We start from the raw sequence: 25458 nt of genomic DNA, 5'->3' as shown, positions 1-25458 counted from the left end.
CGCTTCCGGCACTGCAAGACGCTCCTGGTTGGTTTGCCCCGATGATCACATAATGACGAACAGTTTAACGTAACAATGGAACCTTTTGCGTTGCCTCCCGTTCATAGGTATCAGTAGAGGTCCGGCACCTCGACTGATTGGCAAATTCATTACCGGTGTGTATCTGACTCTGGACGTGCTTCTTAATATCCACTAAAAGAATAAAGTGTTCGTCCTTTTTAGTTTGATTACATTTTTTTCACGGCCGGGGCGAATCCGCAGTCAGAGGATGGACAGGCAAGTTATGCTGAAAGAACTGTGGCGAAAACTGGGATCAGAACTCTGGCAGGGTGACCGGACCAGGGATGACATACCGTCGTGTGTTCTGGAGGGGAGAAAGAAAACCTATCCGAAAGGTTTCCGGATACTGCCCTACATTACCCACACCGGTGAATTCCATCTTGAACGCCTTACAAAAATCCTGAAAGAGCGCTATGGCCAGAGTTTCTCTATTCCGGATAGTCGAAGCGAGAATGACAGCGCCATCGGGGAACTGATCAGCTTTGCCTCCCGTATCCAGGATCAGGATATCCAGCGCGAGTTGTTGTTGTTTTATCTGAATTGCTCTCCGGTGATTCAGAAGTATCTGCGTTCCCAGACTGATTTCGGCGAAGGCCCCTTCCTGTCCGAATAATCCGCGCTGCCCGTTAACCAACTGTAAAGTCACTACACAGATTCGTTGCGGTATACTCCCCGGCCTTAATTGAATAAATTCAAGGCACAGACCATCAGTGCGCCCTTGTTGTCCGGGCGTTATTGTCTGCCGGCTCAGGGGTATTTCATGGGTTACAAACGTTCACGGGCTGGTTTCCCCCTCCTTTCTGTCATCGCGGCCGCCGTGCTGAGCCTGGCGCTGGCAGGCTGCTCGTCGGACCGTTACTTCATGGTTCCGAAAAAAGACCTGACAGAACTGAACTCCTCGGTACAATCCCAGCGGGCAACGCTGGTCACCATGGAGGGCAATGCAGCGGTTCGCCATGAGCAGCTCCTGCAACGGGAGCAGCTGTCCACCCAGACCATCCTGGAAGCGATCGAAAAGAAGGTCGAAAGGCCGGTCTGCCCACCGACTCCACCACAGCCGGTCTGCCCGACACTCGAAGACACCGGCCGTGCCGACCGCCTGAAAGGCAAGGTAGTGGTTGGCGAAGTGGAAAAATTCTATCTGGCGGAACCCGGTCTGGTTTATACCGCCCGGATCGACAGCGGCGCCGAAACCTCTTCCCTGGATGCCCGTAACATCACCCGTTTCGAACGGGATGGCAGCAACTGGGTGCGTTTTGATGTCCCGGTCCCGGGCACCGACGAACTGGTCACCATGGAGAAGGAGATTTCCCGCCGTGTTCGCATCATCCAGGCCAGTACAGAGGATTCTGAGCGCAGGGTGGTGGTGGAGCTCCAGTTTGCCATCGGTGACCACAAGCAGGTTGCCGAGTTTACCCTCGCCGACCGCAGTAACCTGACCTACGAAGTGCTGATCGGCCGGAATGTCCTCCGGGATGTGATGCTGATTGATGTCGGCAAGGAGTTTGCCACCGAGCTACCCAAGGACCTCAAACGGAACGGAGACGACGCTTGACTACCCGTTCACGCATTCCTTTTTATGTTGCCGTACTGCTGCTGATCGGCGCTGGTATATCTCTGGCCGTCTGGCGCCATGTCGAACTTGGGATCCCCTGGCTAACCGGTGAACAGCGCCCGGTCTGGATGGTGGAGGCCCGGGTGGATTTTGACGGCACCGGTGAGCCGGTACTGGCAAGCCTGAACATCCCGGAACAGCCGCAGGGCTTCAGCATCATTTCTGAACAGGCCGCCTCTCCGGGTTATGGTTTCTCCATCGTGGAAAACTCCGGCGGCCGCAGGGCAGAATGGAGCAAACGCGACGTCTCGGGGCCGCAAACCCTCTATTTCAAGGCCCAGTTCATTCCCACGGATAATTCGCGGCCCCGGCGCCTGGCACGGGAGCCGCAACCCCGAGAAATGTTCTGGGAAGAACCACAGGCGACCGCCGTACGGGAGGTGCTGACCCAGGCCCGCGAGCGCTCCAGCACGCCCGAAAGCATGACTCGGGAGCTGATCCGGCTGATGCAGCCGGACACCCGGACCCAGAACACAACGCTACTGGTGGCCGAGGAAAATTACCTCCAGTTGCTGGTGGATATGCTCAATCACGCTGGCATCCCCGCCCGCACCGCAGACGGCCTGCGGCTCGAGGATGCCCGCCGCCGCCAGCAATTGATGCCCTTCCTCCAAATTTATAACGGTGATCAGTGGCTGACCTTCGACCCACAGACAGCGGAACAGGGTGTCCCCGAGAACCTGCTGCTCTGGCGCCAGGGTTCCGAATCCCTGCTGGACGTGGTCGGCGGAGACAATTCGGAAGTCAGCTATTCAATGCTCCGTCAGACCGTACCTGCGCTGCAACTGTCGACGATGCAGGCGGAGTCCAATGGCCTGGGCTTCCTGAGTTTCTATGAGCTACCCATCGAGGAACAGAGCATGTTCCGGATGCTACTGCTCCTGCCCTTGGGGGCACTGATCGTGGCGTTCATGCGAATGGTGATCGGCATTCGGACTTCGGGCACCTTCATGCCCGTTCTGATCGCTGTGGCCTTTGTGCAGACAACCCTGCTTCCCGGACTGATCGCGTTCCTGTCGGTGGTGGCAATCGGGCTTCTTATGCGAGGCTATCTTTCCAGCCTCAACCTGTTGCTGGTGTCCAGGATCTCCGCTCTGATTATTCTGGTCATCTTCATCACCGCCGGCCTGTCCATTATCGGCTATCAGATGGGTTTCAACACCGGCATGACGGTGACCTTCTTCCCCATGGTGATCATCGCCTGGACCATCGAGCGGATGTCCATCCTCTGGGAGGAAGAGGGGGTCCGCGAGGTAATGATCCAGGGCTCGGGCAGCCTGTTCGTGGCCATCTGCGCCTACCTGGTCATGAGCGCCCCGATCGCGGGCCATCTGACCTTCAACTTCCCGGAACTCCATCTGGTAATTCTCGGGCTCATTCTGCTTATGGGTCAGTACACCGGCTACAAGCTCAGCGAACTTCGTCGATTCTCACCCATGAAGGTGTACGACTGACATGGAGTGGATTTCTCCCCGGAGACTGAATCGGCTGGGCATGCTCAACATGAACCGGCGCAATGTGGACTACATTGCCCGGTACAACGAGCGCTCCTCCTATCCGCTGGTGGACAACAAGCTGAAGACCAAGCTGGTGGTCGCGGAGTACGGTGTCAGAACGCCCCGGCTGTTGCAGGTCGTCCGCGAGCAACATGAGATCTCCCACTTCCGGGAGATGGCCGAGGACCTCGAAGGCTTCGCCATCAAGCCTGCGAAGGGCTCCGGTGGCAAGGGCATTACTGTGATCACCGGCCGGGACGACGATGAATACATCAAGGCCTCGGGGGCACGGGTGGATGCTCCCTACCTGGAACGCCATCTGACCAACATCCTGGCGGGCCTCTATTCGCTGGCAGGCACGCCAGACGTCGCCATTGTCGAAAACCTGGTCCAGTCCGATCCGGACCTGGCCCGTTACTCCCACCAGGGCGTCCCCGATATCCGTATCGTTGTGTTCCAGGGCTATCCGGTCATGGCGATGTTGCGACTCGCCACAACCGCCTCGGACGGCAAGGCCAACCTGCACCAGGGTGCCGTCGGTGTGGGTTTTGATATCGGAACCGGTCGCAGTCTCAATGCGGTTCAGTTCAACCGACCGATCACCCTGCATCCGGACACCGGCCTGGCCCTGGAAAACATCGAGATAGCGGCGTGGGACGAGATGCTGGAGATGGCTGCCCGCTGCTATGAAGCCACAGGGCTGGGCTACATGGGCGTGGATCTGGTGGTGGATGCCAATGAAGGCCCATTGCTGCTTGAGCTTAATGCCCGTCCGGGCCTTGCAATCCAGATGGCGAACGGCTGTGGCCTCCTGCCAAGACTCCGCGCTATCGAGAAACTCAAGCGCCCCCACTTTTCGCCAAGCGAACGCGCGCAGTTTGCCATGGCAACCTTCACCAGCCGCTGAACTCAAAAATGAGACACAAAAAACCGGGGCCTCGACCCCGGTTTTTACTATTCGCTGACGGTCAGAGTTCGCCCCTGGCTACCAGCAGTTTGCGCTCATGACTGAGCCCCTTGAGCAGACCCCAGGTCATGACCAACAAAATAGCCGTAAACGGCAGACCCGCACTGATGGCTGTTGCCTGGATCGCACCCAGGGCATCTGCACCGCCGCCAAAGATCAGCGCTGCTGCAATCGCACCCTCCATGACAGCCCAGAATACACGCTGAGCGGTAGGAGCGTCGGTCTTGCCACCGGCGGTGATGCTATCAATGACCAGCGAGCCGGAATCCGAGGAAGTCACGAAGAACACCAGCACGAGGATGATTGCCACCAAGGAAATGATACCGGTCAACGGCAGGTTGGCAAACATCTGGAACAGGGCCAGAGAGACGTCGGTCAGACCTTCCTCGGCCAGAGTACCGACACCATTCTGGATCTGCTCGAGTGCAGCGCCGCCAAAGCTGCTCATCCAGACAACGGTGATGACAGTCGGAATCAGGAGAACCGCGGTAATGAATTCCCGAACCGTGCGACCCCTGGATACTCGGGCGATAAACATGCCTACGAACGGTGACCAGGAAATCCACCAGGCCCAATAGAACACGGTCCAACCCTGGAACCAGGCCTCATCTTCACGGCCAAACGGGTTGCTCAACGGCACCATGTTTACCACATAACTTGAGGAGGTGACCCACATGGTCTCCAGAATGGTCATGGTCGGGCCAGCGAAAATGACGAAGAACAGCAGCAGCCCCGCCAGACCCATGTTGATATTACTGAGGACCTTTACACCGCCTTCCAGGCCACGGAGAACAGAAATCAATGCAAGCGCAGTGACTCCCACGATAATGGCCATCTGAACGTTGATTCCATTGCCGGTACCGAACAGGTAATCGAGACCGGACGCGGCCTGCTGCGCGCCAAAACCCAGAGATGTTGCGAGGCCGAAGATGGTCGCAACCACGGCCAGGACATCAATGATGTGGCCAGGCCAGCCCCAGACCTTGTCTTTAAGCAGCGGGAAGAACGCTGAACGAATGGTCAGCGGCATGTTCTTGTTGAATGCGAAAAACGCCAGTGACAGCGCCACCACGGCATAGATCGCCCAGGGATGCAGGCCCCAGTGATACATGGTCGCACCCATGGCGAGGTTGGCCGCCTCCGGAGAATTCGCTTCAACATTGAATGGCGTCTCGTACCAACCGGTGTAATAGGCGGTCGGCTCAGCCACGGCCCAGAACATCAGGCCAATACCCATACCGGCGGCAAACAGCATGGCGAACCATGACGGCCTGGAGAACTCAGGCTTGGCGTCCTGGCCACCGATCCGGATTTTACCCACCGGCATGAAGATCAGTGCAATACAAACCACCACAAAAATGTTGGCACTGATCAGAAAAAACCAGTCAAAACCAGCAATAATGTCCCACTTTGCTCCATCGAGCATTTCTTTCGCCGGCCCGGGAAACATCAGCGTCCCGATGACAAAAGCCACGACGATGAGAGCAGAAACGGGGAACACCCAATTATGGAGATCAAGGCCCAGAACGTTAATGTTGTCCTGGCCCGCGACGTAATCCGTCTGATATTCGTCTTTCACTACCTCGCCCACGTTTGGCGCCTCCTGGGTCAGAAATTCAATGTCAGAATCGGAGTTCAATTATTACAAGCGCGCAAGTCTAATGTTTTGAGGTCAAAACATCAAAACCCCCTATCATGGTTTTATTGTACTTACCCTAAGCCGAATAGTTCATTTCGAGAGTTTTCAAGTGTCCGAAGAGGCAACCCACTGCCTCAGACTTCGGGTACCGATATAATCAGTGCATCAGGCATGTCCCGAGAACCAACCCGAGGTATTCATGGAGAAAACCACGACCTTCCCACTGCGCTACAGCGCCTACGCCCTGAGCATTGCAGGACTTGTTGTTTCACTGCCGGTTACATTGTGGCTGGGGTACGGCTACATCGTTCCCGTCATCTTTGCAGTGCTGACTGCTCTGGGTACCTACAATGTGGTCCAGACCAGGCATACGGTCAGCCGGAACTATCCCATCATGGCCAACTTCCGGTATCTCTTTGAATCCATTGGCCCGGAGATCCGCCAGTATTTCATCCAGTCTGATACCGAAGAGCGCCCGTTCTCCCGTGAACAGCGCGCCATCGTTTATCAGCGCGCCAAAAACGTACTCGACAAGCGTCCTTTCGGTTCGCAACTGCACATGTACGAGGAAGGGTTCGAATGGATGAACCACTCGATGACTCCGACGCGAATCACCGATTCCGACTTCCGGATCGTGATCGGAAAGAATCGCGCCAAGCCCTACAGTGCCAGTGTTTTCAACATTTCGGCCATGAGTTTTGGCTCGCTTTCGGCGAACGCCATTCTGAGTCTGAACACCGGCGCAAAAATGGGAGGCTTCTATCACGACACCGGTGAGGGCTCGATTTCCCGCTACCACCGCCAGCCCGGCGGAGACCTGGTATGGGAGATCGGCTCGGGCTATTTCGGCTGCCGTAACAAGGACGGCAGCTTCAACGCGGACATGTTCAAGCAGAATGCCGCCCTCGAACAGGTAAAAATGATAGAGCTCAAACTATCCCAGGGTGCAAAACCAGGTCACGGCGGCATTCTCCCGGGCGCAAAGGTCACTCCGGAAATTGCCGAAGCGAGGGGTGTGTCAGTCGGCGAAGACTGCGTCTCCCCGCCCAGCCATTCCGAGTTCTCCAACCCTGTCGAAATGCTCCACTTCATTGACCATCTACGTGAGCTCTCAGGGGGCAAGCCAGTGGGTTTCAAACTGGCGATCGGCCATCCCTGGGAATGGTTCGGCATCGTAAAGGCGATACTGGAAACAGACATCAAACCGGATTTTATTGTCGTTGATGGCGGCGAAGGCGGCACTGGCGCGGCGCCACTGGAATTCATCAATCGACTGGGCATGCCCATGACCGAAGCCCTGTTGATAGTCCACAATACCCTGGTGGCCACCGACCTCCGGGAAGACATCGCGATAGGTGCTGCAGGCAAGATTACTTCCGCATTCAACATTGCCCGCACCCTGGCCCTGGGGGCTGACTGGTGCAACGCTGCGCGCGGCTACATGTTCGCACTGGGTTGCATTCAGGGGCTCAGCTGCCATACCGGGCGCTGCCCGAGCGGCGTGGCAACCCAGGACCCACGGCGGGGCAACAAACTGGATGTCCGGCACAAGAGCGTCCGGGTATACAATTTTCACAAGAACACCCTCAGTGCGCTGCAGAACCTGCTGGAAGCCGCCGGCCTGCGTCATCCCTCAGAGCTAGGACCCGAGCATGTCATCCGGCGCACCTCCAGGACCGAGGTACATTCCTACCTGGATCTGTACCCCTTCTTGGAGCCCGGCGCGCTCCTGACGGGAGAGAAAACCGGCCTGACTGTCTTCGACAAATACTGGCCAGAGGCCCGCTCCGATTCGTTCGAGCCCCCCAACTTCATTATGAAGCTCCGGGAAACGAAACTGAGGTGATTTTCAGGGGATGAAATTTCAAAAGCCTGTTTATTTTTTTGGAAGGCTCGTGTAGACTTCGCTCCCGCTAAGCCACTGAGATAAACCTTTTTTCTTACGGCTAGCTGTTAACGGGGCGTAGCGCAGCTTGGTAGCGCATCTGCATGGGGTGCAGAGGGTCGCAGGTTCAAATCCTGCCGTCCCGACCAAATTCCCTGACAAAGCCCGGGCCGAAAGGTCCGGGCTTTGTTGTTTTCGGATCAAGCCCGGACCAAGGCCGAGGAATCCAACAATCCTGTCAACTCGATCCTCCCACGGGACAGTGACACCATCTCTCGGCGCTCCAGCTCCTTGAGCAATCGACTAACCACTTCCCGCGCGGTTCCGAGCTCAACCGCCAGTTCCTGATGGGTAATAGTGATTACGCCCCGGCCGGCCCGTGCCTGCAGCCACTCTTCGAGCCGCTCATCCATACGATGGAAGGCAACCTCCTCGACGAGCAGCATGAGATCATCCAGGCGACGCCCGTAGGACTCCATGATCCCGAGACGGAAGCCGGGGGACTGGTCCATCAGCCGGTCAAACACTCCCCGCGGGATCATCGCCGCCTTCCCTTCTTCCTCGACAACGGCTTCCGCCCGGTAACCCCGTCCAGTCATCAGGCAGCCAATGGAGAGCGTGCAGATGTCGTCCTTGCCCATGCGGTACAGCACAATCTTGTGACCGGACACTCCGGTCATCTGCACCTTCACGCTACCCTGCAGCACCAGCGGCAGTCCCTGACAGTGCTCACCGGCACTGAAAAGTACCTGACCTGCCGGAAAACGCATGACGTGGATCTTCTCCATCGCCTCCTTGCGAAGTTGCACTGGCAGAGCATCGAGGATGCTGTGGTGGAACATGGAATAACGTCCTTATCCGTTACGTTGGCTGGTCCAGTGTGACTTTATCACTGAACTATCGGGAAGTATGACCTAAAGTTAAATCATAAGCTCATATCAGCAAAGGAGACTGAATGATGACTGTAAACATGGGTTCTGCCGACCGCATCATCCGCGCTGTTGTTGGCGTGGTGCTGATTGCCTTGGTGTTCGTAGGCCCCCAGACACCCTGGGGTTGGATTGGCATTGTGCCGCTGGCCACTGCCCTGATGGGCAGTTGCCCGGCCTACAGCGTTCTGGGCATCAAGACCTGCAAGAAAAAGTAACAGCCACAAAAAAGCCGGGGAGGCCCTGAGGGCCGCCCCGGCTTGCTGTTCTGACACCCGATCTATTTGACCGGCGTGTTAAGCACCTCAAGCACCTCTTCAAGCTCGACAATCATCTGACGGATGAGCTGCTTGTACTGGGAGGTGTCTTCCTTTACCTCGTGACTGCTCAGCTTCTGCTTGGCGCCACCGATAGTGTAACCCTGATCGTAGAGCAGGCTGCGAATCTGGCGAATGGTAATAACATCCGCCCGCTGGTAGTAACGACGGTTGCCCCGGCGCTTGACCGGCGACAGCTGCGGAAACTCCTGTTCCCAGTAACGCAACACATGGGCTTTGACGTCACAAAGATCCGCCACCTCACCGATGGTGAAGTAACGTTTCCCGGGGATCGCCGGGAGCTCGTTGTTATGACTGGGTTCCAGCATACGCTTCCACTTTCTGTTTTAGTTTTTGTCCGGGTCGAAACGTAACAACACGCCGTGCACTGATCGGGATCTCTTCCCCGGTTTTCGGATTCCGTCCCGGCCGCTGTTTCTTGTCCCGAAGGTCAAAGTTGCCGAAACCGGACAACTTGACCTGTTCGTTATGGCTGAGTGCGCCTCTGATTTCATCGAAGAAAGCTTCCACCATTTCCTTGGCTTCCCGCTTGTTCAGGCCCAATTCCTCGTACAAGCGCTCTGCCATTTCCGCTTTCGTCAAAGCCGCCATCTGTCAACTCCTCAGTGTTGCCCCCAATTCTTCTTCCAAGGCATCAATGACGCCTTTGAAGAGCGAATGCACTTCGTCTTCATTCAAGGTGCGTTCCGGATGCTGCCAGTACAGGCTCAGCGCCAGGCTACGGTTACCCTCACCCAGGCTCTCACCTTCATAGACATCGAACGCACGCAGCGCTGTCAGACGCTCACCGGCATGCTTCCTGGCTACACGCTCCACCTCGGCGAACGCTACATCGTTCCCGATAATGATAGCCAAATCCCTGCGAACTTCCGGGAATTTTGAAATTTCTTTGAAATTAGGCACATATCCGGTGACGATCGAATTCAAGAATAGCTCAAACATCAGGATCGTGCCATTAAGTTCCAGATTTTTCTGAACTTGTGGATGCAACGTGCCCAACCAGCCTACATGTTCACCATCGCGCATCAATTCCGCGGTCTGACCCGGGTGCAGCGCCGGGTGCTGGCTGGCCACGAACTGGACCTCGATGCCCAGCAGTCGGAACAGACCTTCCAATTCCCCTTTTACATCAAAGAAATCGGCGGTTCTGCGACCGTTTGCCCAATTTTCGGGATACTGACCACCAACCACCACACCGGCCAGCATGGGCTGCTGATCGATGCGCTCGCCGTCCTGATCGAAGCGCAGACCTGTCTCGAACAGCCGGATACGGGGCTGCTGACGGTTCTGGTTATAGGCAACGGTCTTGAGCAGACCACTCCAGAGCGTGGTGCGCATGACCGACAGGTCCGCCGAGATCGGATTTGCCAGAGCAATACCGTCGCGCTCCGGATCAACCAGCTTCTGAACTTTCGGATCCACGAAGCTGTAGGTGACGGCTTCCTGGTAGCCCTGGGCCACGAAATAATTTCGAATGGCGGATACCGGCCGCTTTGCCTCTTCCCTGGCAACCAGACCAAGGGACCCGGTCGGCTCGGTCACCGGCAGGTTGTTGTAACCGTAAATCCGGCCAACTTCCTCGATCAGGTCTTCCTCAATGGTGATGTCGGGCCGGAAGCTGGGCACGCTGATGCGCCAGCCATCCTTCAGCAACTTGTCGATATGCAGCCCGAGGCGGGTGAGGATCTCCTCAACGGTGGTACGGTCAATGGCCATTCCCAGCACATCAGCCAGCCGCTGCTCCCGAAGATCAATGACTTGGTCAGCAGGCAGGTGCTCGTCGCTGGCCACTTCCACGATTTCACCAGGCTCACCACCAACGATTTCCATGAGCAGCTCGGTGGCACGCTCCATGGCGTCACGGGCCAGCTTGTAGTCGACGCCGCGCTCGAAACGGTGGGAGGCATCGGTATGCAGGCCGTAATGCCGGGCCTTGCCCGCCAGGGTGATGGGGTCAAAGTAGGCGGATTCCAGCACCAGATCCCGGGTCTTTTCACTGACTCCGGAATGTTCGCCACCCATTACACCGGCAATGGCGATAGGCTTTTCGTGATCGGCAATCACCAGGGTGTCCCCGGCGAGCTCCACTTCCTGGCCGTCGAGGAGAACCAGTTTCTCGGCGGGCTTGGCCATACGCACAACGATGCCACCGCTGATCTCGTCGCGATCAAAAGCGTGCATGGGTTGGCCGAGTTCCAGCATCACGAAATTGGTCACATCTACAGCAGCATCAATGGAACGGATACCGGAGCGACGCAGCTTTTCCTGCATCCACAATGGCGTTTCCGCCTTCAGGTTCACGTTGCGCAGGACCCGACCAAGGTACCGGGGGCACCCCTCCGGCGCTTCGACTCGAATGTCCGGAACCTCCGAGTGCACCGCCTCCACCGGCTCGATGGCAGGCTCGGTTACCACAAGGCTGTTCAGTACACCCACTTCACGGGCGATGCCCTTGATCGAGAGGCAGTCGCTACGGTTCGGGGTCAGATCCACATCGATGGTGATGTCATTCAGCTTGAGGTAGTCGGCCATCTCCTGACCAACCGGCGCATCCTCGGGCAGCTCCATCAGGCCTTCGTGATCATCAGACAGCGCCAGTTCGGACTCGGAACACAGCATCCCCTCGGAGGGCTGGCCGCGGAGCTTGGCCTTCCTGATCTTGAAGTTGCCCGGCAGTACCGCACCAACTACGGCAAAGGGAACCTTCAGGCCGGGACGCACGTTAGGGGCACCACAAACAACCTGAACGGTCTGTTCACCATCGCTCACCTGGCAGACCCGCAATTTATCCGCATCCGGGTGCGGTTCCACGGATTGGACTTCACCAACCACCACACCGCTGAATTCACCGGCGACCGGGTCAAAGCCGTCCACTTCCAGCCCGGCCATGGTGACTTGGTCCATCAATTCCTTGGAGCCAATGTTCGGATTTACCCACTCGCGCAGCCACTGTTCACTGAATTTCATGGTTCTTGCCTTGTCCTGATGCGGTTTTGCCTGTTGGTTTGATTGCCGTTTATGCCTGCAAACTGACCGGATGATTACCGGAACTGGCGCAGGAAGCGCAGATCGTTCTCGAAGAACATGCGCAGGTCATTCACGCCGTAGCGCAGCATGGCCAGGCGCTCAACGCCCAAGCCAAATGCAAAGCCACGGTACTCCTCGGCATCTATACCGCAATATTCGAATACTTTCGGGTGCACCATGCCGCAGCCCATCACTTCCAGCCACTTGATGCTGCCATCAGCCTCGCGGCCCCACTCAATGTCCACTTCCGCGGAGGGCTCGGTGAACGGGAAGTAGGACGGACGGAAACGCACTTCCAGGTCCCGCTCGAAGAACACCCGCAGGAACTCCTCGACCGTGCTCTTGAGGTCGGCAAAGCTGACGTTCCTCTCCACCAGCAGCCCTTCCACCTGGTGGAACATGGGGGTATGGGTCATGTCGGAATCGCAGCGGTATACACGGCCCGGGCAAATCATGCGGAACGGCGGCTTACCGGCTTCCATGGTACGGATCTGGACCGGCGAGGTGTGCGTCCGCAGCAATGTTCCAGGATTGAAATAGAAGGTGTCGTGCATGGCACGGGCCGGATGGTGACCGGGAATGTTGAGTGCCTCGAAGTTGTGATAGTCATCTTCGATTTCCGGGCCCTGCTCCACGCTGTAGCCGGCGCGGGAGAAAATCTCTTCGATCCGTTGCAGGGTGCGGGTCACCGGATGCAGACCACCCAAATCCTGACCGCGACCCGGCAGGGTAACGTCAACGGATTCACTGGCGAGCTTCGCTTCAATGGCGGCCTTTTCCAGATCCGTGCGGCGGGCATTGATCGCCTGCTCCACCTGCCCCTTGGCCTCGTTGATCTTCTGGCCGGCAGCAGGACGCTCCTCGGGAGACAGCTTGCCCAGCGTCTTGGCTTGCTGGGTGATCACACCCTTCTTGCCGAGGTATTCCACACGAATTTGATCAAGTGCCTGCAGGCTGCCCGCACTCTCAACGGCGCTCAGCCCGTCCTGAACCAGTTGCTCCAGGTTTTCCATTGACCCTGCTCCAAACCAGAAATGGGGTAGGTTAAAACAAAAATAGGGGAAGAGCGTGCCCTTCCCCTATTCAGAAGGCGCCTTCATGATGCCATGAGACGCCGGATCGATCAGCAATCGATGAGAGATCTTAAGCGATCACAGGGACGCTTTGGCTTTCTCAACAACAGCGGCAAACGCCTGCTGCTCGTTCATGGCCAGGTCGGCCAGAACCTTACGATCGATTTCAACATTCGCCTTCTTCAGGCCAGAGATCAGACGGCTGTAGGACAGACCGTTTGCGCGGGCACCGGCGTTGATACGGGAGATCCACAGAGCGCGGAATGCACGCTTGCGGTTACGACGGTCACGGTAGGCATACTGCTGGGCCTTGATAACCGCCTGTTTGGCAACCCGGAAAACACGGCTACGGGCACCGTAGTAACCCTTGGCCTGCTTCATGATCTTCTTGTGACGACGACGTGCTACCACGCCACGCTTTACACGAGCCATACTTTAATCCTTCTACCTTTACTTTCTCAGGGATGATTCGCGCGGCTGATTCAGCACGCGGTCATGCGCTTGATAGCTGCTACATCTGACTTGGCGATGAGCTTGGTACCGCGCAGCTGACGCTTACGCTTCGGGCTCTTCTTGGTCAGAATGTGGCTGGTGAAGGACTGCTTGTGCTTGAAGCCGGTCGCGGTTTTCTTGAACCGCTTGGTAGCTCCGCTTTTGGTTTTCATCTTAGGCATTTTTAAAACTCCGCATTCTATTTTAGATAAACAAATGTGCCCCTGAACGACAAATCCCCCGCCGATGCGGGGGACCCGTCATTGGATCAGGTTCACTTCTTCTTGCGGGGCGCCACAACCATGGTCATCTGGCGGCCTTCCATTTTCGGCCGCTGTTCTACCTGGGCCAGCTCCTCAATATCTACTTCGATGCGGTTCATGAGCTTCATACCAATTTCCTGGTGTGCCATCTCACGGCCACGGAAGCGGATAGTGATTTTGCCGCGGTCCCCGTTTTCAAGGAAACGTACCAGGTTGCGTAGTTTGACCTGATAATCCCCTTCTTCAGTTCCTGGACGGAACTTGACTTCCTTGACCTGCGTCTGCTTCTGCTTTTTCTTGGCAGCCGCCTTGGCCTTCTTCTCTTCGAAGATCTTCTTGCCGTAGTCCATTATCTTACAGACGATCGGATCGGAATCCGTAACCTGAACCAGGTCAAGAGACGCTTCTTCTGCCTGCTTGAGTGCATCCTCAATGGGAACAATACCAACCTGATTGCCTTCGGCATCAACCAGGCGGACTTCAGTTGCGTCGATATTTTCATTGATAGGCGCTTTTGGAGTACGCCCACCCCGATTCGCTCGCTGTTTAATAATCAGATCTCCGTTTTGGTTCTACCTTTGCGTTCGACGTCTTTGGCCAATAGCGCTTCGAACTCGTCGACCGACATAGTCCCCAGATCTTCGCCCTTGCGGGTTCTCACCGCAACCGCGTTGTTCTCGATTTCTTTATCGCCGACAACAACCAGATAGGGAACCTTGTTTAGAGTATGCTCGCGGATTTTAAAGCCGATCTTCTCGTTTCTCAAGTCAGCATTAACCCTAAAGCCCAAAGAATCCCACTTTTTGGCCAGTTTCTGACAATAATCACGCTGGTTATCGGTAATATTGAGCACCGCCACCTGGGTTGGCGCCAGCCAGACCGGGAACGCGCCTTCGTACTCTTCGATCAGGATACCGATGAAACGCTCGAACGAACCCAACACCGCACGGTGCAGCATGACCGGGGTCCGGCGCTCGGAGTTGTCGGCCACGTACTGGGCACCGAGACGGCCCGGCATGGAGAAATCCACCTGGATGGTACCGCACTGCCAGACCCGGCCAATACAGTCCTTCAGGGAGAACTCGATTTTCGGTCCATAGAATGCTCCCTCACCCGGCAACAACTCCCAATCCACACCTTCCCGGTTCAGGGCTTCTTCCAGTGCGGCTTCGGACTTGTCCCAGACTTCGTCGGAACCCACCCGCTTTTCCGGACGGGTCGAGAGCTTGTACAGGATCTCGGTAAAGCCGAAGTCCTCATAGACTTCGTGCAACAATTTGATGAATGCGGACACTTCTTCCTGGATGGCATCCTCTTCGCAGAAGATGTGCGCATCATCCTGGGTAAAGCCGCGCACCCGCATCAGTCCGTGCAGTGCGCCGGATGCCTCGTTGCGGTGGCAGGAGCCGAATTCCGCCAGGCGCAGCGGCAAATCCTTGTAGCTCTTCAGGCCCTGGTTGAACACCTGCACATGGCAGGGGCAGTTCATGGGCTTGATGGCGTAGTCATGCTTCTCGGACTCGGTAGTGAACATATCATCCTTGAACTTGTCCCAGTGCCCGGATTTCTCCCACAGGGTACGAGACACTACCTGGGGTGTCTTGATTTCCTGGTAGCCATGCCTGTGCAGCTTGGCCCGCATGTACTGCTCGATCTCCTGATACAGGGACCAGCCATCCGGGTGCCAGAACACCATGCCCGGTGCCTCTTCCTGCATGTGGAACAGGTTCAGCTTCTTGCCAATCTTGCGGTGATCCCGCTTTTCGGCCTCTTCCAGGCGGTTCAGGTAGGCCTTGAGGTCCTTCTTGTTACCCCAGGCAGTACCGTAGACGCGCTGCAACTGCTCATTGCTGGTATCACCACGCCAGTAGGCACCGGCCACCTTGGTGAGCTTGAAGGCCTTGAGCTTACCGGTGCTGGGCACGTGCGGACCACGGCACAGGTCGATGAAATCACCCTGACGGTAGAACGAGAGGTCCTCATCACCGGGAATATCCTGGATGATGCGAACCTTGTATTCCTCACCCTTGTCCTCGAACAACTTGATAGCGTCCTCCCGGGACATGACAGACCGGGAAACCGGGATATCCTGCCGGGCCAGCTCTTCCATCCGCTTCTCGATCCGCGCCAGGTCCTCATTGGTGAACGGGCGGTCGTACTTGAAGTCGTAATAGAAGCCGTTGTCGATCACCGGGCCAATGGTTACCTGGGCACCGGGGAACAACTCCTGGACGGCCATAGCCATCAGGTGGGCAGTGGAGTGACGAATGATGTCGACACCATCCTCGTCACGATCGGTAACGATGGCCAGCTCAGCATCACGGTCGATCACGTGGCTGGTGTCCACCAGATTGCCATCGACCTTGCCAGCCAATGCGGCCTTAGCCAGGCCGGCGCCAATGTCGGCCGCGACGTCGTGTACGGTTACGGGTTCAGCAAAACTGCGATGGCTGCCATCCGGCAGGGTAATGACGGGCATGGAATACTCCTGTTGTTTACTCAGCGGTGATCTATACCAAAGATCACATGGTGCCGGGACACCGCGACACAAACCGCGGCCCGGATCTGCGGCGAGTCTACCAGAAAAAAACCCGGCGGGTTAACGCCGGGTTACTACGGACTCAACAAACCCTGTTGGCCGGTCAGGCCGGAGCCGGTGTCGCATCTTCCCTGGCCTTTCTCCGGAGCTGACCGAAGGCCAGTGCCGCCAGCAACAGAAGTGCCGGAATGAACATCAATTCCTTGGGCGGCCGGTCCTTCTCGACCTGAACCTTGTCGATAGTCCAACCAAAGCTGATGCCCGCCTGCTCCGCAATACTTCCGAAATTCACGAAGTCCACGACCATCTGCTCACCCTGGGGAGAAACCTCCAGACCGGCCTGGGCCAGTCGCTGCTGGGGCGTCTCCGCCTTGGGCAGCGGGAGGCGCAGGTATTTCGACACTTCGTCGCCATCGATGGACATGCCGGAAGCCTGGATAATAATGGGCCTATCCGCTGGTACGTCCTCGACATACTGGAAGATCTCCGAGCCGGGCCGGTCCTCCGTCGGCGGATAGATCCTGTCCCACCAGAATCCTGGCCGGAACAGCGTAAAGGTGATCAACAGCAGGCAGACCGTCTCCCACCACCGGGTTTTCGTGAACCAGAATCCTTGGGTCGCTGCCGAGAACACCAGCATGGCGGTCACCGCACTGAAGATGGTGATGAGCAGGTCTACCCAGCCGGTCAGTCCGATCAGCAACAGTTGCGTGTTGAAAATGAACATGAATGGCAAAATCGCGGTCCGGATGTCATAGGTGAAGCCCTGCACACCCGTGCGTATCGGATCGGCACCGGAGATCGCAGCGGCCGCATAGGCAGCAAGCCCCACCGGCGGCGTGTCATCCGCCAGGATACCGAAATAGAAAACAAACAAGTGCACCGCGATCAAGGGCACCAGCAGACCATTCTCGGCACCGAGCGTCACGATAACCGGTGCCATCAGGGTTGAGACCACGATGTAGTTGGCCGTGGTCGGCAAGCCCATGCCAAGAATGAGGCTGATGATGGCCGTGAAGATCAGCATCAGCAGCAGGTTGCCGCCCGAGATGAATTCAACGAACTCAGTCATCACCAAACCGATACCGGTGAGCGTTACCGTTCCCACGACAATGCCGGCGGTGGCCGTTGCCACACCAATGCCAACCATGTTCCGCGCACCCGTTACGAGGGAATGGGCCAGGTCAACACTGCCCTTCTTCAGTTCCGCAATGTAGTCGCCACGCTTATGGAAGAAGGCTTTCAGTGGCTGCTGGGTGATCACGATGAAAATCATGAACACAGTCGCCCAGAAGGCGGACAGCTGCGGGGAGAAGCGTTCTACCGTCAGACACCAGACCAGCACTACCACCGGTAGCAGGAAATAAAGACCGGTTTTGACGGTCGGACCGACCGGAGGCAGCTCGTCCAGAGCTGTTTCCGGATCGTCTTCCTCAAGATCCGGAAACCTGCTGGCGTAGCCGACCAGCCCGATATAGACCGCCAGCAGCAAGGGAGTCAGAACCCATATAGCAGCTTCACCCAGAACAATTTTCATCCAGCCGATGCCGTAATAGACCGCAAAGGTCAGCACGCAAAGGCCGAGCACAATCACAACCCAGTTCAACATACGCTGGGCAAGGGTTGGACGATCCAGGCGCTCAATACCCTTCATATTCAGTTTGCAGGCCTCAAGATGCACGATGTAGATCAGGGCCACATAGGAGATCATCGCCGGCAAGATCGCGTGCTTGATGACCTCGATGTAGGAAATACCCACATACTCCACCATCAGGAACGCGGCTGCCCCCATGATCGGCGGCGTCAGCTGGCCGTTGGTGGACGCAGCCACCTCAACAGCACCTGCCTTGGTGGCGGGGAAGCCCACCCGCTTCATCAGCGGAATGGTGAAAGTACCGGTGGTTACCACGTTGGCAATGGAGGAGCCGGAAATCACTCCGCTCAGACCACTGGAGACCACGGCCGCCTTGGCAGGACCTCCACGCATATGGCCCAGCAGTGCGTACGCGACCTTGATGAAGTAGTTCCCGGCCCCGGCCCGTTCAAGCAAGGCACCGAAAAGGACAAACAGGAACACAAAACTGGTTGAAACCCCGAGGGCTACGCCAAACACACCCTCGGTACCCAGCCACTGATGAGAGGCCAGCTTGCTCAGGCTTGCGCCCTTATGGGAAATCACGTCCGGCATGTAGGGGCCGGCCAGGGAATAGATGATGAAAACACCGGCCACAATCGTCAGCGGCAGCCCCAGAGCACGACGGGTCGCTTCAAGCAACAACACGAGCCCGCCGAGGGCCACAACCATGTCCTGGGTATTGGGCGCCCCGGGACGGGTGGAAAGCTGATCATAGAAAACGTAAAGGTAAGAGGCCGCAAAAGCAGCCGCGAGGGCCAGTATCCAATCAAATACCGGAACATGATTCTGGTGCTTACCCCGGATCATGGGAAAAGCCGCAAATGCCAGGAACGAGGCAAATGCGAGGTGAATCGAACGTGCTTCCGTGGAATTGAACACGCCGATTTCGAAAATATAGGGCAGCGGTGACGCTATCCAAAGCTGAAAAAGAGACCAGAGCAGAGGAACGATAAAGAGAATGCCAGCGGCGGGTCCTGTTGCAGCCCTGCCGCCCGATTCGGTCTGGAGGAATTCCTCAACTTTCTGCTTATCGATGGCATCCCCGGCTCTCGGGTCACTATTTGTCATAGCCGGATCCTGTCAGAGGGAAAAATCGGGAAGATCATGAATGGCCGCGGGCGAGGCTGCCCGCGGCCGATTTTGAGCAAAACGCCAGATCAGTCGATCAGGCCAGCTTCCTTGTAGTACTTCGCTGCACCCGGGTGCAGCGGAGCACTCAGGGCATCCTGTACCATTTCTTCCTTCTTCAGGTTAGCGAAAGCCGGGTGCAGACGCTTGAAGCTGTCGAAGTTCTCAAAGACCGCCTTCACAACTTCGTAAACCACGTCCTCGGGTACGTCAGTGGAGGAGACGAAGGTTGCCGCCACACCGAAGGTGGTGACATCTTCGTCCGAGCCACGGTACATACCACCCGGAATGACCGCCTTACGGTAGTACGGGTTTTCCCCGATCAGAGTTTTGGTCGCATCGTTGCTCACGTTGACGATTACGCTGTCACAGGAAGTAGTCGCTTCCTTGATCGAACCAGACGGGTGACCAACGGTGTAGAAGAAGGCATCGATGTTGCCATCACACAGGGCCTGGGACTGTTCGGCTGCCTTCAGCTCGGCGGCCAGGGAGAACTTGTCCATGGTCCAGCCCATTTCATCCATCAGCACCTCTGCGGTGGCACGCTGGCCGGAACCCGGGTTACCTACGGAAACCCGCTTACCTTCGAGGTCTTCAAAGGTCTTGATGCCGGAGGCTTTGCTGGCAACAACGGTGAACGGCTCCGGGTGCAGAGAGAAAACCGCGCGCAGTTCCTTGTTGGCGCCATCGTCTTTAAACTGGCTAGTGCCATTATAGGCATGGTATTGCCAGTCCGACTGCGCCACAGCCAGATCCAGCTCTCCCTGACGGATTGCGTTCAGATTGTACACGGAACCACCGGTGCTCTCGACAGAGCAACGGATACCGTGCTCTTTCCGGTCCATGTTGACCAGACGGCAGATGGCACCACCGGCGGGATAATAAACACCAGTCACGCCGCCGGTACCGATGGTCACGAAACGCTGCTCTTGCGCAGAGACCGAAGTGGAGGCAGCACCGAAGCTGACCGCAGCGGCTACAGCAAGAGCGGAAGCTTTGAGTTTAAGTGTCATGTGAGTCGTTCCTTTTCTGTTCGTTGTAATTAAAGAATGCCCGTCTCTCAAACGGACATATTTCGCGCCCGTATGAGAACATAAACCACTTTACAGCATAAATAAAGCCAGAGTTAGCTCTCTAACCAATTGACCCAACAACAAAAAAGCCCGCGACGCAGGCTTTTTTGTTCGTCGTTGGCAATCTTATTTCGCTGTCCTCGCCTTTTCAAGCATGCGGTCCGGACGAAGCAGGAAGCGGGCCAGTGCCGGAAGCAGCCAGATGGCACCGATCATGTTCCAGAGGAACATGAAGAACAACAGAAAGCCCATGTCCGCCTGAAACTTGATGGGAGAGAAGATCCAGGTCACAACACCGATACCCAGGGTCACGCCGGTGAAGACCACAGCTTTACCGGTGGAGCGAAGGGTTTCGAAGTACGCGTCCTGCAGGGTCTTGCCTTCGAGCAGGTATTTCTCAAGTTTGCTGTAGATGTAGATGCCATAGTCCACACCAATACCCACGCCCAGCGCAATGACCGGCAGGGTGGCCACCTTGATACCGATACCCGAGACCGCCATGATCGCCTCACACAGGATCGAAGTCAGACCCAGCGGGATAACGATACACAGTACCGCGCGGATGGAACGGAAGGTCAGGAGGCACAGCAGGCTCACCACGCCATAGACGAAGGCAAGCATCATGTTCTTGGCTTTGGAGATAACCTCGTTGGTGGCCGCTTCAACACCCGCGTTACCGGCAGCCAGCAGGAACGTATGCTCCTCATTGCTGTTTGTCTGGGCGAACTCCTCGACCACTTCAACCACCGTGCGCAGGGTTTCAGCCTTGTGATCCTCCAGGAACACCAGCAGCGGTGTCAGACTGCAATCGGTGTTGATCAGCCCGGAAGGCGCATTACGGATGGAGGCATTGATGATGGTCTGGTTACGTGAAATGGCATACCAGTTCCAGTTGCCTTCGTTCAGCGCCTTGGTGACGATCTTGGAGACATCTGCCAGCGATGCCGTGGACTGCACGCCCGGCGTGTTCGCCAGTTCCCACTGCAGCGAGTCCATAGCCCTCAGCACACTGTACTGGGTGCATTGCTCCTCCGGTGTCTTCACCATCACCACCATGACATCGGCACTGGTGGAGTAGTTGTTGATGATGTAGGCGTTATCCTTGTTGTAGCGGGAGTCCTTGCGCAGTTCTGGTGCGCCCTGGTCCAGGTCACCCACTTTCAGGTCCTGCTTGTAGTAGAGGCCAAGACCGAGGCCTATCACTGCAATCAGCAGCGAGATCGGCGCCACTCCGGGGTGGGAAAAGTTGGACAGCAGGCGCCATTTGCGATCCTGCTTCTCACCATGGTTCTGCACATGGCGCACGCCACCCTTGGAGATACCGAAGTAGGACATGATCAGTACATGCAGCACCAGGTTGGTAATGATCACAAAAGCGACACCGATACCGGCGGCAACCGCCAGATCCCGGATAACATCGATCTCGATGAAGAACAGGGTCAGGAACCCGAAGGCATCGGAGATCAAAGCCAGCATGCCCGGAATATAAAGCGCGCGGAACGCAAGCCGGGCAGCGGTGATGGCGTCAAAGCCCTTGGCCGCTTCCACTGCCATGGCGTTGACGATCTGCACGCCATGACTGATACCGATAGCGAACACCAGGAATGGGACCAGCACGGAGTACGGGTCCAGGCCATAGCCCAGCAGCCGCAGGGTACCAAGCTGCCAGAACACCGCGATGATGGAGGTAAAGACCGGCACCAGGGTTCCGGAAACACTGCGGGAGTACCAGAACAGCAACAGTGTGGTCAGCGCAATGGTGATACCGGCAAACCAGGCGATGGAGCCGATACCCTCGATCAGATCCCCCACTTTCTTGGCAAAGCCGACAATATGAATGTCAATGTTCGGATTCTGGGCTTCGTACTTTTCCCTGATCTTCTCTTCAAGTTGACGCGAAAAAGTACCGTAATCCAGGGGCTCACCGGTTTCCGGATCGCTCTCATACAGTGGTGCGTAGACAATCGTGGATTTGAAGTTATCCGAAATCAGCCGGCCAACTTCATTGGAACGCAGCACGTTCTGACGCAGCTGTTCCAGGCTCTCCCGGGAGCCATCGTAGTCATCCGGAATGACGGTGCCACCCTGGAAGCCCTGTTCGGTTACTTCCACCCAGCGCACGTTGGAGGTCCACAGCGACTTCAGACCTGAACGGTCCACCCCATTGAGGTAGAAAACCTCGTCGGTGATCTGCTTCAGGGTCTCCATGTATTCTTGCGAGAAGATATCGCCGTCTTTGGATTCCACGGCGATCCGCACAAAGTTACCCAGGTTTTCCAGGTCATCCCTGTGCTCGAGCATGTTGATGATGTAGGGATGCTCCAGCGGGATCATCCGCTCGAAACTGGCATCCGGCTGAATCTTGACCGCGTTGTAGCCGAGGAACAGGGTCAAGATGGTCAGCAGAACCAGGATGATTGCCCGATTATTGAAAATCAGACGTTCCAGGAACGGTTCCGCCTTGGGCGTGGTCAGGTAATGTTCGCCCTTGTCATGCGTCGGGTTGGACATTCAAAAGCCCCTCTATTATCGGTTCTGTTGTTGCCACATCAGGGCGTTATTGAAGGTTTTTGCCTTGGGGGTCGGCGTGCCTGACGCCACCCTCGCCCACCAGGAGCAGATTGGTGTCCGAAACCGGCACCACTCCCATTACTCCCTGGCGATCATCACGGAGGTATTCCCGGAAGGTATCTCCTCCGTTGCCGCTGGTGAGCACAGCCCCACCATTTCCGACCAGGATGATCCGGTCACCCTCTGCTGCGCCATCATTGAGCGTTGCCGTGGAACCGGTATTGACCACAGACCAGGATTTTCCGAGATCCGCGGAATACATCAGGGTGCCCCGAAGACCGAAGGCCAGGGCCTCGTTGACGCGACCGGTGCCAATCACGCCGAACAATGACCCCGGGTAAGGGCTCTCACGACGCTCCCAGGTTTCGCCGCCGTCAATGGACACATGGATCTGGCCAGCCTCACCCACGATGAACAGGGCACCGCCGGCAACCCTGGAAATGGCATTCAGGTGAAAACCCTGGGGGTTGTCCAGCTTCGGTGACCAGTCCTGCCAGCTTTCCCCGCCATCGGTCGTGCGGTAGATCATGCCGTAGGCGCCAACGACGAAGCCATGGCTGTCGTTCTCGAACCAGACATCCAGAAACGGATTGACCGGACCGATATCCAGGTCCGCCTGCATGTTTTCCAGGCGGAAAAACAGATCATCCAGTGCCCACTCGAGGTCTTCTTTCTCTTCTTCAGGCGCTTGTTCGATGCGCTCCTCCATTTCGGTAATGGCATCCTCCTGGCTTGCAATGGCCAGCTCAGCCGCCCGGATACCGTCCAGCTGGAGCTCCCAGGTTGCCCCGGAATCGCTCGAATGCAGCACAGCTCCGCTGTGGCCCACAGCCCAGCCGTGATTTTCAATACCAAAATCCACGCCGGTGAGGGTAACGGACACCGGCACTTCGGCCTGGGTCCAGCTTTGACCCTCGTCGTCGGAGTAGATGATGTGCCCACGCTCCCCGGCCGCTACGATACGGTCGCCGGCAACGGCAACATCATTCAGCAGGCTTTGTGGGGCGAGTTCCGTCGGACGGGCCGGTGTTTCAAGCAAATCCCCCACTGCCCATACAGTCGGAGATGCACAGGCCATGGAAAGCCCAAGGCAGGTTGCACCCAGGGTTTTACGCATCAAGCTTGTAGCCATTCGGTTTGCCTATCGGTTGTTTTTACTGTGTGTCTCTGTCCGGCAAAGCCGGTTTTAACTGTAAACATACCGGCAGCCTCTCGGCTGCCGGTATGTTGATTGCCAATCCATCTGGGCGGGGTTGCGATCCTCGCGCCTCAGCGAACACTCCTGCGGCGCAGCGAGGCCGGCGAGAAGTAACGCCTGTTGGGAACCTTGTCGGTGAATACCCGGGTATTCGGCTCTTCGGTATCGAGTCCGAGAACGTGATAACGGCGGGCCTGAAGATCATGATAGACGTCCAGTACCGTCCAGACACCGGGTAATTCATAATAATTCTTGGGTAGACCCATGGTGACGCGCCACAACTCGCCGCGGCCGTCGTATTGGTCCAGCAGAACGGTATTCCAGCTGTCCTCGTCGACATAAAAACGGCGCTTGCCATAAATATGACGTTCACCCGACTTCAAGGTTGCCTCAACCACGTGCACCCGGTGCAGTTCCCAACGGGTCAGTTCAGGATTGATGTGGGAGATACCGAGGATATCGTCATAGGACAGGCCTTTTTCCCCGATACGGTAATTGTTATAGGGAATGTAGATCTCTCGCTTGCCCTCGTAAGTCCAGTTGTAACGGTCCAGGGCACCATTGAAGATATCCGTATCGTCGGCGGTACGGAGGTTATCGGAAGCTGCAATCGGGGAATCATAACCGAGGTTTGGAGCGCGACGGACCCGGCGCTGGCCGGCGTTATAACCCCAACCATTACGGGGGTTGACAATCTGGTTCATGGTTTCATGAATCAGGATCGCACCCCCGGCCAGCCGAGGCGGGGACTGGGTGAATGACAGGTAGTAGAAGATGACGTTGTCCAGGGTACTCACGTCACCTTCCGGGTTGTAATAGTTGAAGAAAGCTTCCTGTTGAGATGTCACGAGAGAGTAGTCGCCATCCTGCTGAACAGCCACCTCACTGGAACGGCGAGTGACATAGACACCGCGCCAGCGGGTCAGATGGTTCCAGATTACCTGCCACGCTTTCTCTTCGTCATTGCCATGCAGAATCGGGAAAGGATAGCCACCGTAGGCCCCCTCAATACCGGCGCCCTCGCCCACGATATTGGCACTTGTGGCGTTATCCCGGGTGTTCCGGACCACCCAGTCCGGCACGGCATGGCTGCGGCGGGTCTGATACACAGGAACCTGAAACGTTGTGGGATAGGTGTCGAACATGGCCCTGACACCGTCGGTCAGGTACTCGCTGTACTGGTCCATGTTCTGGGCTGTGATCGTAAACAGCACCTCATCGTCCGGGAAGGGATTAATATGGTGCTGACCGCTTTCCTTGTAACCGGCTGGCGGTTCAGTCAGTCCGCCATCCCATGCGGGGATGGTTCCAGCGGCGTTACCGGCCGTCGGAGAGCCAAATGGCGTCAGTTCGTTGCCGAGACGGGCAGCCTCACTCTGGGAGACAGCTGCGTAGGCGGGTACAGCTGAGACAGACAGGGCGAGCAGGCTGCCCAACAGCATCTTTTTGTTATATCTCATGATCTAACCTTTAATCCGTCTGGAAGCCTCTTCCGGGGGCTTTTTTATTGTGGCCTCATAGAAATTGAG

The 25458-nt window shown here is 56.8% G+C and carries 21 protein-coding genes and 1 tRNA gene; 7 read left to right on the top strand and 15 right to left on the bottom strand.

Features of this window, described 5'->3' with window-relative positions; genetic code table 11:
• Positions 1 to 283 precede the first annotated feature (283 nt).
• From R6W86_RS12900 to R6W86_RS12885, 4 genes are all read left to right on the top strand, one after another.
• Positions 284 to 673, top strand: coding sequence for a hypothetical protein (locus R6W86_RS12900; protein WP_410329767.1), 390 nt, complete (start codon positions 284 to 286; stop codon positions 671 to 673).
• A 147-nt stretch (positions 674 to 820) separates the two neighbouring features.
• Positions 821 to 1615, top strand: coding sequence for an ATP-dependent zinc protease (locus tag R6W86_RS12895; protein ID WP_410329766.1), 795 nt, complete (start codon positions 821 to 823; stop codon positions 1613 to 1615).
• Positions 1612 to 3129, top strand: coding sequence for an inactive transglutaminase family protein (locus R6W86_RS12890; protein WP_410329765.1), 1518 nt, complete (start codon positions 1612 to 1614; stop codon positions 3127 to 3129). The genes R6W86_RS12895 and R6W86_RS12890 overlap by 4 nt, the downstream gene beginning before the upstream one ends.
• A gap of 1 nt (position 3130) precedes the next feature.
• Positions 3131 to 4078, top strand: coding sequence for an alpha-L-glutamate ligase-like protein (locus R6W86_RS12885; RefSeq protein WP_410329764.1), 948 nt, complete (start codon positions 3131 to 3133; stop codon positions 4076 to 4078).
• 61 nt (positions 4079 to 4139) lie between these two features.
• On the opposite strand, the gene R6W86_RS12880 is transcribed toward R6W86_RS12885, so the two are convergent.
• Complete coding sequence (locus R6W86_RS12880; RefSeq protein WP_410329763.1) at positions 4140 to 5729, bottom strand: BCCT family transporter; 1590 nt, start codon at positions 5727 to 5729, stop codon at positions 4140 to 4142.
• Between the two features lie 247 nt (positions 5730 to 5976).
• Between R6W86_RS12880 and R6W86_RS12875 the strand changes: the two genes are divergently transcribed.
• Together R6W86_RS12875 and R6W86_RS12870 are read left to right on the top strand one after the other, a co-directional pair.
• Positions 5977 to 7623: an FMN-binding glutamate synthase family protein gene (locus R6W86_RS12875; protein WP_410329762.1), complete on the top strand. Its 1647-nt coding sequence runs from the start codon at positions 5977 to 5979 to the stop codon at positions 7621 to 7623.
• A gap of 111 nt (positions 7624 to 7734) precedes the next feature.
• Positions 7735 to 7811: transfer RNA gene (locus tag R6W86_RS12870), tRNA-Pro, on the top strand.
• Positions 7812 to 7862: 51 nt separating this feature from the next.
• Here R6W86_RS12870 and R6W86_RS12865 read toward each other — a convergent pair.
• Positions 7863 to 8504 carry a Crp/Fnr family transcriptional regulator gene (locus R6W86_RS12865; protein ID WP_410329761.1) on the bottom strand — a complete coding sequence of 214 codons (642 nt, stop codon included), beginning with the start codon at positions 8502 to 8504 and terminating at the stop codon, positions 7863 to 7865.
• 116 nt (positions 8505 to 8620) lie between these two features.
• Between R6W86_RS12865 and R6W86_RS12860 the strand changes: the two genes are divergently transcribed.
• Positions 8621 to 8809: a DUF2892 domain-containing protein gene (locus R6W86_RS12860; RefSeq protein ID WP_410329786.1), complete on the top strand. Its 189-nt coding sequence runs from the start codon at positions 8621 to 8623 to the stop codon at positions 8807 to 8809.
• A 62-nt stretch (positions 8810 to 8871) separates the two neighbouring features.
• On the opposite strand, the gene R6W86_RS12855 is transcribed toward R6W86_RS12860, so the two are convergent.
• The 13 genes from R6W86_RS12855 to R6W86_RS12795 all read right to left on the bottom strand — a co-directional run bounded on the left by R6W86_RS12855 (position 8872) and on the right by R6W86_RS12795 (position 25389).
• On the bottom strand, positions 8872 to 9237 hold the full coding sequence (locus tag R6W86_RS12855; RefSeq protein WP_410329760.1) for a MerR family transcriptional regulator: 366 nt from the start codon (positions 9235 to 9237) through the stop codon (positions 8872 to 8874).
• Positions 9218 to 9520, bottom strand: coding sequence for an integration host factor subunit alpha (ihfA, locus tag R6W86_RS12850; RefSeq protein ID WP_007151838.1), 303 nt, complete (start codon positions 9518 to 9520; stop codon positions 9218 to 9220). Before ihfA ends, R6W86_RS12855 begins: the two co-directional genes overlap by 20 nt.
• A gap of 3 nt (positions 9521 to 9523) precedes the next feature.
• Positions 9524 to 11896: a phenylalanine--tRNA ligase subunit beta gene (gene pheT / locus R6W86_RS12845; protein ID WP_410329759.1), complete on the bottom strand. Its 2373-nt coding sequence runs from the start codon at positions 11894 to 11896 to the stop codon at positions 9524 to 9526.
• Between the two features lie 74 nt (positions 11897 to 11970).
• Positions 11971 to 12969, bottom strand: coding sequence for a phenylalanine--tRNA ligase subunit alpha (pheS, locus tag R6W86_RS12840; protein WP_410329758.1), 999 nt, complete (start codon positions 12967 to 12969; stop codon positions 11971 to 11973).
• 138 nt (positions 12970 to 13107) lie between these two features.
• The gene (gene rplT, locus R6W86_RS12835; RefSeq protein ID WP_410329757.1) at positions 13108 to 13461 is read right to left on the bottom strand and encodes a 50S ribosomal protein L20; all 354 of its coding nucleotides are present in this window, start codon (positions 13459 to 13461) and stop codon (positions 13108 to 13110) included.
• A gap of 50 nt (positions 13462 to 13511) precedes the next feature.
• Positions 13512 to 13703 carry a 50S ribosomal protein L35 gene (gene rpmI / locus R6W86_RS12830; RefSeq protein ID WP_092004438.1) on the bottom strand — a complete coding sequence of 64 codons (192 nt, stop codon included), beginning with the start codon at positions 13701 to 13703 and terminating at the stop codon, positions 13512 to 13514.
• A 92-nt stretch (positions 13704 to 13795) separates the two neighbouring features.
• Positions 13796 to 14341 carry a translation initiation factor IF-3 gene (gene infC / locus R6W86_RS12825; RefSeq protein WP_410329785.1) on the bottom strand — a complete coding sequence of 182 codons (546 nt, stop codon included), beginning with the start codon at positions 14339 to 14341 and terminating at the stop codon, positions 13796 to 13798.
• The gene (thrS, locus tag R6W86_RS12820) at positions 14338 to 16263 is read right to left on the bottom strand and encodes a threonine--tRNA ligase (protein ID WP_410329756.1); all 1926 of its coding nucleotides are present in this window, start codon (positions 16261 to 16263) and stop codon (positions 14338 to 14340) included. Before thrS ends, infC begins: the two co-directional genes overlap by 4 nt.
• Before the next feature lie 163 nt (positions 16264 to 16426).
• Positions 16427 to 19027: a TRAP transporter permease gene (locus R6W86_RS12815; RefSeq protein ID WP_410329755.1), complete on the bottom strand. Its 2601-nt coding sequence runs from the start codon at positions 19025 to 19027 to the stop codon at positions 16427 to 16429.
• A gap of 89 nt (positions 19028 to 19116) precedes the next feature.
• Positions 19117 to 20100 (bottom strand): TAXI family TRAP transporter solute-binding subunit, encoded by a 984-nt coding sequence (locus tag R6W86_RS12810; RefSeq protein ID WP_410329754.1) that lies wholly within the window; start codon positions 20098 to 20100, stop codon positions 19117 to 19119.
• Between the two features lie 186 nt (positions 20101 to 20286).
• Positions 20287 to 22671, bottom strand: a complete 2385-nt coding sequence (locus R6W86_RS12805; protein ID WP_410329753.1) for an efflux RND transporter permease subunit — start codon at positions 22669 to 22671, stop codon at positions 20287 to 20289.
• 46 nt (positions 22672 to 22717) lie between these two features.
• A complete protein-coding gene (locus R6W86_RS12800) occupies positions 22718 to 23863 on the bottom strand; it encodes a WD40/YVTN/BNR-like repeat-containing protein (protein ID WP_410329752.1) in 1146 nt (381 codons plus the stop codon).
• A 137-nt stretch (positions 23864 to 24000) separates the two neighbouring features.
• Entirely contained in the window at positions 24001 to 25389 is a 1389-nt protein-coding gene (locus R6W86_RS12795; protein ID WP_410329751.1) for a DUF1329 domain-containing protein, read from the bottom strand.
• Positions 25390 to 25458 lie beyond the last annotated feature (69 nt).

Source organism: Marinobacter sp. (assembly GCF_046484525.1).
Classification (GTDB): Bacteria; Pseudomonadota; Gammaproteobacteria; order Pseudomonadales; family Oleiphilaceae; genus Marinobacter.
The sequence above is the reverse complement of the archived record's forward strand: the minus strand, read 5'-3'. Positions and strand labels throughout refer to the sequence as shown.

What these genes read in the sequence shown, in the direction of transcription:
- R6W86_RS12900 (WP_410329767.1), top strand. Translation starts at nt 284, where the DNA reads ATGCTGAAAGAACTGTGGCGAAAACTGGGATCAGAACTCTGGCAGGGT.
- R6W86_RS12895 (WP_410329766.1), top strand. Translation starts at nt 821, where the DNA reads ATGGGTTACAAACGTTCACGGGCTGGTTTCCCCCTCCTTTCTGTCATC.
- R6W86_RS12885 (WP_410329764.1), top strand. Translation starts at nt 3,131, where the DNA reads ATGGAGTGGATTTCTCCCCGGAGACTGAATCGGCTGGGCATGCTCAAC.
- R6W86_RS12875 (WP_410329762.1), top strand. Translation starts at nt 5,977, where the DNA reads ATGGAGAAAACCACGACCTTCCCACTGCGCTACAGCGCCTACGCCCTG.
- R6W86_RS12865 (WP_410329761.1), bottom strand. Translation starts at nt 8,504, where the DNA reads ATGTTCCACCACAGCATCCTCGATGCTCTGCCAGTGCAACTTCGCAAG.
- R6W86_RS12860 (WP_410329786.1), top strand. Translation starts at nt 8,621, where the DNA reads ATGACTGTAAACATGGGTTCTGCCGACCGCATCATCCGCGCTGTTGTT.
- R6W86_RS12855 (WP_410329760.1), bottom strand. Translation starts at nt 9,237, where the DNA reads ATGCTGGAACCCAGTCATAACAACGAGCTCCCGGCGATCCCCGGGAAA.
- ihfA (WP_007151838.1), bottom strand. Translation starts at nt 9,520, where the DNA reads ATGGCGGCTTTGACGAAAGCGGAAATGGCAGAGCGCTTGTACGAGGAA.
- pheT (WP_410329759.1), bottom strand. Translation starts at nt 11,896, where the DNA reads ATGAAATTCAGTGAACAGTGGCTGCGCGAGTGGGTAAATCCGAACATT.
- pheS (WP_410329758.1), bottom strand. Translation starts at nt 12,969, where the DNA reads ATGGAAAACCTGGAGCAACTGGTTCAGGACGGGCTGAGCGCCGTTGAG.
- rplT (WP_410329757.1), bottom strand. Translation starts at nt 13,461, where the DNA reads ATGGCTCGTGTAAAGCGTGGCGTGGTAGCACGTCGTCGTCACAAGAAG.
- rpmI (WP_092004438.1), bottom strand. Translation starts at nt 13,703, where the DNA reads ATGCCTAAGATGAAAACCAAAAGCGGAGCTACCAAGCGGTTCAAGAAA.
- thrS (WP_410329756.1), bottom strand. Translation starts at nt 16,263, where the DNA reads ATGCCCGTCATTACCCTGCCGGATGGCAGCCATCGCAGTTTTGCTGAA.
- R6W86_RS12815 (WP_410329755.1), bottom strand. Translation starts at nt 19,027, where the DNA reads ATGACAAATAGTGACCCGAGAGCCGGGGATGCCATCGATAAGCAGAAA.
- R6W86_RS12810 (WP_410329754.1), bottom strand. Translation starts at nt 20,100, where the DNA reads ATGACACTTAAACTCAAAGCTTCCGCTCTTGCTGTAGCCGCTGCGGTC.
- R6W86_RS12805 (WP_410329753.1), bottom strand. Translation starts at nt 22,671, where the DNA reads ATGTCCAACCCGACGCATGACAAGGGCGAACATTACCTGACCACGCCC.
- R6W86_RS12800 (WP_410329752.1), bottom strand. Translation starts at nt 23,863, where the DNA reads ATGGCTACAAGCTTGATGCGTAAAACCCTGGGTGCAACCTGCCTTGGG.
- R6W86_RS12795 (WP_410329751.1), bottom strand. Translation starts at nt 25,389, where the DNA reads ATGAGATATAACAAAAAGATGCTGTTGGGCAGCCTGCTCGCCCTGTCT.